Origin of the sequence: Promicromonospora sp. NPDC060204 (genome assembly GCF_042728455.1) — a bacterium.
In the GTDB taxonomy this organism is placed as follows: Bacteria; Actinomycetota; Actinomycetes; order Actinomycetales; family Cellulomonadaceae; genus Promicromonospora.
Genome location: NZ_JBHWZO010000342.1, coordinates 1 through 5,751 on the forward strand (window position 1 = coordinate 1; position 5,751 = coordinate 5,751).

The window sequence follows — 5,751 nt, forward strand, 5'->3', positions numbered from 1 at the left end:
GTATCAGGACCGGGTGGACGCACCCAGCGCTGGTCGGACCCCGCCCGGGCGGTGACCCGGAGGTGACTCAGTACTGGTGCGCGGCCCCGCCGATCATGCCCGCGGCGACGGTCTTGTTGGTCGCCTCGTCGACGAGGATGAACGCACCCGTCTGGCGGTTGGCCTGGTAGGAGTCCACGAACAGCGGCTGGGTCACGCGCAGGCGGATGCGCGCGATCTCGTTCAGCTTGATCTCCGTGGCCTCCTCGTCGCGGTGCAGCGTGTTCACGTCGACGCGGTAGTTGATGTTCTTGACCATCGCGCGCGCCCACCGGGTGGTGTGCTTGATCGCGTACTTCTTGCCCTGCACCAGGGCGGCCGACTCGTCCATCCAGCAGATCTGCGCGTCGACGTCCTGCGTCACCGTCGGGGCGTTGTTCGGGCGGCAGATCATGTCGCCGCGCGAGATGTCGATCTCGTCGGCGAGGCGCACCGTCACCGACATGGGCGGGTACGCCTCCTCGACGGGGCCGTCGGCCGTGTCGATGGACGCGATGGTGGTCTCCAGCCCAGCGGGCAGGGCCAGCACCCGGTCGCCCGGCTTCATGACGCCGGACGCGACCGTGCCCGCGTACCCGCGGTAGTCGCGCGTGTCGTTCTGCTGGGGCCGGATCACGTACTGCACCGGGAACCGGACGTCGACCAGGTTGCGGTCGGAGGCCACGTGCAGCCGCTCGAGGTGGCTGAGCAGCGGCGAGCCGTCGAACCACGGCATGTTCTCGGACCGCGTCACCACGTTGTCGCCCGCCAGGGCGGACACCGGGATGAACGTCAGGTCGGGCACGCGCAGGCGGGAGGCGAACTCGGTGAACTCCGCGCGGATCCGCTCGAAGACCTGCTCGTCGTAGTCCACGAGGTCCATCTTGTTCACGCAGACCACCACGTGCGGCACGCCCAGCAGCGTGGCCAGGAACGTGTGGCGGCGCGACTGCTCCACCACGCCCTTGCGCGCGTCCACGAGGATGAGCGCCACGTCCGCCGTCGAGGCGCCCGTGACCATGTTCCGCGTGTACTGGATGTGGCCGGGGGTGTCCGCGATGATGAACTTGCGCTTGGGCGTCGCGAAGTAGCGGTACGCCACGTCGATGGTGATGCCCTGCTCGCGCTCGGCGCGCAGCCCGTCCGTCAGGAGCGACAGGTCCGCGTAGTCGTTGCCGCGGTCCCGGCTGACCTGCTCCACCGACTCGAGCTGGTCGGCGAAGATCGACTTGCTGTCGAACAGCAGCCGGCCGATCAGGGTGGACTTGCCGTCGTCGACCGAGCCGGCCGTGGCGAACCGCAGGAGGTCGCCGCTCGCGACCTCGTGGGGCGCCCCGGCGGACTCGCCCGCGTCGGGAAGAGTCGTCGTCATCAGAAGTAGCCTTCCTTCTTGCGATCTTCCATGGCGGCCTCGCTCACCTTGTCGTCGCCGCGGGTGGCGCCGCGCTCCGTGAGCCGGACGGCGGCCACCTCCTCGACGACGTCGCGCAGGGTGGTCGCGGCGGACGCGACGCAGGCGGTGAGGTTCGCGTCGCCGACGGTGCGGTAGCGCGTGGACAGGACCTGGGCGCTCTCGCCGTCCTTGAGCGGCGTGAAGTCGTTGACCTCATAGAGCATGCCGCTGCGCTCCACGACCTCGCGCTCCTTGGCGAGGTAGAGGTCGGGCAGGTCGATGTCCTCGGCCTCGATGTAGGACCAGATGTCCAGCTCGGTCCAGTTGGACAGCGGGAACACCCGGATCGACTCGCCCTGGTGCACGCGGCCGTTGTAGAGGTTCCAGATCTCGGGACGCTGGTTCTTCGGGTCCCACTGGCCGAAGTCGTCGCGGAAGGAGAACACGCGCTCCTTGGCGCGGGCCTTCTCCTCGTCGCGGCGGCCGCCGCCGAACAGGGCGTCGAAGCCGTGCTTCTCGGCCGCCTCCAGCAGCACCGGCGTCTGGATCCGGTTGCGCGAGCCGTTGGGCTCCTCCTGCACGAGGCCGCGGTCGATCCCCTCCTGGACGGAGGCGACGACGAGCTGCACGCCGGTGCGCTCCACCCAGCGGTCCCGGCAGTCGAGCACCGTCTGGAAGTTCAGGCCCGTGTCGACGTGCATGATCGGGAACGGGACGCGCGCCGGGGCGAACGCCTTGACCGCGAGGTGCAGCATGACGATGGAGTCCTTGCCGCCGGAGAACAGCAGACAGGGCCGCTGCATCTCGGCGACCACCTCGCGCATGATGTGGATGCTCTCGGCCTCCAGGCTGCGCAGCTGGCTCAGGACGTGACTCTTCACTCCTCAAGCACCTTCTTTGCTATCTGCCCCGACCACGGACTCGACGCCTACGGAGTCGAGCAGCTGACGCAGGCGCGGAGCCAGGGCCGGGGGGCATACGAACAGGTCGGGGAGCCAGGGGTTCTCCCGGTTGTACCGGAGCTCGGATCCGTCGAGGCGGGTGCAGACGAGCCCGCGGGACCCGGCCACGGCGACGGGCGCCGCGGAGTCCCACTCGTACTGCCCACCACCGTGGACATAAGCGTCAACTGTAGCGTCGGCGACCGCCAGCACCTTGACCCCGGCGGAGCCCATGGGCACCAGCTCGACGTCGGCGCGCTCGGCCAGCGCCGCCACGAACGCGGGCGGGCGGCTCCGGCTCGCGGCGATCCGCAGCGGTCGGTCCCCGGCCAGCACCGCGTCGGAGTCGTCCTCGCGCACGACGCCGTCGGCGGTGGTCAGGACCTGCCCGCGGGCGGGCAGGGCGACGGCGCCGGAGGTGAGGCCCGGGCCCCGCTCCCAGAGCGCGACGTGGACGGCGAAGTCGTCCCGCCACTGCCCGGCCAGGGGCCCGTCGGCGTGCCGCTCGGCGAACTCGCGGGTGCCGTCGAGCGGGTCGATGATCCACACCCGGTCGGCGCCGGTGCGGACGGCGTCGTCCTTGGCCTCCTCCGAGAGGACGGCGTCGGCGGGCCGGGCGTTGGTCAGCGCGGCCGCGAGCCACGCCTGGGCCGCGGCGTCGCCCGCGTCCTTCAGTTCCTTGGCGACGAAGGAGCCGCCGGCGGCGTCGACCTCCGCGCGGAGCGCGAGCAGCACCTCTGCCGCTCCCTGGGCGAGTGCGCGGGCGAGGGCGTCGTCGTCGAGCGACGCCGGAGGGAGCGTGGGGGACGGCGCGTTCATCGGTCTCCAGGGTGGACGGCTTCCGGCAGATCCGGCCGTCCTGACGCGACGCTCGACAGGGGGCCAAGGTGCCACAGGTGCAGTCCGGCGGACGCGCCGAGGCTACCATTCCGGCATGCGATCCAGCGCCAGTGGACCAGTAAGCATCACTACCGGCAGCAGGGAGCGCTAATGACTACTATTCCGATGAGTTTGATCGGGAAAGCGACGGTCCGCGCCCGGTCCCAGGTCCGCGCCGGATGAGCATCGATCTCCCCCTGGTCCTGGGCGGCCTCGCCGTCGGCTTCGTGGTCGGCCTGACCGGGATGGGCGGCGGCGCCCTCATGACGCCGATGCTGATCTTCGTCTTCCGCGTCGACCCGCTCGTGGCGGTGTCCAGCGACGTGGTCGCCAGCCTCTTCATGAAGCCCGCCGGCGCGATCGTGCACCTGCGGCGCGGGACGGTGCACCTGCGCCTCGTGCTGTGGCTGTGCATCGGCTCGGTGCCCGCCGCGTTCTGCGGCGCCCTGCTCATCAAGGCGCTGCCGTTCGGCGACTCGCTCGACTCCGCGCTCCAGACGATCCTCGGAGTGGCCCTGCTCATCGCGTCCGGCGGCCTCGTGGTGCGCGCCGTGCTGCAGATGGTGCGCAGCCGCTCGGCGCTCGGCGAGGGTCCGACGCCGGCGTCCGCGCCGCGCGAGCTCGTGGTCCGCCCCGTGCCCACCGCGATCCTCGGCGCCGTGGCCGGGCTCCTGGTGGGCATGACGTCGGTCGGCGCCGGCTCCGTGGTCATCGTGGTGCTCCTGCTGCTCTACCCGGCGCTCAAGGCGTCCCAGCTCGTGGGCACCGACCTGGTCCAGGCCGTGCCGCTCGTGGCGGCGGCGTCGCTGGGCCACATCCTGTACGGCGACTTCTCGCTCGGGCTGACCACCTCGCTGCTCATCGGGGCGATCCCCGGCGCCTGGTTCGGCGCCCACGTGTCGTCCCGCGCGCCGGGCGGCATCATCCGCCGGGCCCTGGCGATCCTGCTGCTCGCGTCCGCGCTCAAGCTGCTCGGCGCGAGCCTGCCGGTGGTGCTGGGCGCGGCCGGGGCGGCCCTGGTGTTCGGCAACCTGCTGTGGTTCTGGGTCAGGCGCCGGTTCGGTGCCGCCCGGCCCGCATCCGTAGCAGACTCGTCGGACGAGGACCCTGCTCCCGGCCCCCGACCCGCACCCGAGACCGCCGGCGACCCGGCAGAGACGAGCCCGCACCGATGACCGACTCCCCCGCCCGCGTCCTGTCCGACGACGAGCTGGACGTCCTCGAGCTCGCCCTCGGCGGCGCGCTCCCGCCGTCGGCCCTCGTGGCGGCCCTGCGGCCCGGCCCGGCGGACGCCGTGCCGGCCGGCGACGGGCCGGCCGACACCCTGCCCGCCGACACCCTGCTGACCGACATTCTGCTGACCGACGCCGAGAACACGCCGCTGGCCCGTCTCACGACCCGGCCCGGCGAGGCACCCGTGGTCGAGCCGCTCAAGCCCCTGGCCGCGGCGATCGGGCCGCAGTGGGACGCCGCCGTGCGCCGTCCGGCCCGCGAGGTGCGGGCGGGCCTCGGCGACGGCGCGGGCGCCGGCCTCGGCCTGCTCGTCACCGAGGTGCCGACCCGCGAGGAGTCGGAAGCCGCGGTGGCGCTCGCCTCCGGCGGCACGGCCTCCGGTACCGGCAGCGACGCAGGCACCGTGCTGCTGCTCGTGCCGGTCGCGCGGCGCGCCCCCGGGCCCGGCGTCGTCGGCGCCCCCGGGCTCGTACGGGCGGCCAAGGGCCTGGCCGGCATGCTGGCCGAGCGCACCGGCGCGCGGCTGACCACCGTCGTCGTGCCGTGGTCCGGGCGGGGCGGCGCGTCCCTGGACGACGTCGCCGCCGCCTACGGCGCGGCCCGCGTCGAGCGGCTGGCCGCGCACCGCTCGCCGGCCACGGCCGAGCGCGTGGCGGCCCTGCCCGGCGTGCGGGACGAGGCGGTCCGCGCGCTGTACCCGCCCGCCTCGGCGGCAGAGCTGACCCGCGCCGCGGGCGGGGCCCACCGCCGCGGCGCCGTCGTGTTCTTCACGGGTCTGTCGGGTTCGGGCAAGTCGACGGTGGCGCGCGCCCTGGCCGGCGAGCTGGAGGACGACGGCCTGGGCACCACGCTGCTCGACGGCGACGAGGTGCGCCAGCACCTGTCGAAGGGGCTCGGGTTCGACCGGGCCTCCCGCGAGACCAACGTGGAGCGCATCGGCTACGTCGCGGCGCTCGTCGCCCGGCACGGCGGCATCGCCGTCGCCGCGCCGATCGCGCCCTTCGCCGCCGGACGGGCGCGGGTGCGGGCCATGGCCGAGGAGGCCGGGGCGCACTTCGTCCTGGTCCACGTCAGCACGCCGCTGGAGGTGTGCGAGGCCCGCGACCGCAAGGGCTTCTACGCCCGGGCCCGCGCCGGCGAGATCGCCGAGTTCACGGGCATCTCCTCCCCCTACGAGGAGCCCGACGACGCCGAGCTGGTCATCGACACCACCGACGTCCCCGTCCCGGAGGCGGTGGAGCAGGTCCGCCGCCACCTCCTGACCCTGCTGGACTGATCGGCAAAAAG

General features: G+C 73.1%; 5 protein-coding genes. 2 read left to right on the forward strand and 3 right to left on the reverse strand.

The annotated features are described in order from the left end of the window. Positions 1-67 precede the first annotated feature (67 nt). Genes cysN through ACFWEJ_RS26655 form a run of 3 tightly spaced genes read right to left on the reverse strand, consistent with a single transcriptional unit; the run spans position 68 to position 3,171 of the window. The gene (gene cysN, locus ACFWEJ_RS26645; RefSeq protein WP_377232190.1) at positions 68-1,390 is read right to left on the reverse strand and encodes a sulfate adenylyltransferase subunit CysN; all 1,323 of its coding nucleotides are present in this window, start codon (positions 1,388-1,390) and stop codon (positions 68-70) included. Further along, the gene (cysD, locus tag ACFWEJ_RS26650; protein WP_377232191.1) at positions 1,390-2,292 is read right to left on the reverse strand and encodes a sulfate adenylyltransferase subunit CysD; all 903 of its coding nucleotides are present in this window, start codon (positions 2,290-2,292) and stop codon (positions 1,390-1,392) included. The genes cysN and cysD overlap by 1 nt, the downstream gene beginning before the upstream one ends. Positions 2,293-2,295: 3 nt before the next feature. Further along, complete coding sequence (locus tag ACFWEJ_RS26655) at positions 2,296-3,171, reverse strand: 3'(2'),5'-bisphosphate nucleotidase CysQ (RefSeq protein WP_377232192.1); 876 nt, start codon at positions 3,169-3,171, stop codon at positions 2,296-2,298. A gap of 239 nt (positions 3,172-3,410) precedes the next feature. Between ACFWEJ_RS26655 and ACFWEJ_RS26660 the strand changes: the two genes are divergently transcribed. Then, positions 3,411-4,406, forward strand: coding sequence for a sulfite exporter TauE/SafE family protein (locus tag ACFWEJ_RS26660; RefSeq protein WP_377232193.1), 996 nt, complete (start codon positions 3,411-3,413; stop codon positions 4,404-4,406). After that, the gene (gene cysC, locus ACFWEJ_RS26665; protein WP_377232194.1) at positions 4,403-5,740 is read left to right on the forward strand and encodes an adenylyl-sulfate kinase; all 1,338 of its coding nucleotides are present in this window, start codon (positions 4,403-4,405) and stop codon (positions 5,738-5,740) included. Before ACFWEJ_RS26660 ends, cysC begins: the two co-directional genes overlap by 4 nt. The last annotated feature ends 11 nt before the right edge of the window (positions 5,741-5,751 follow it).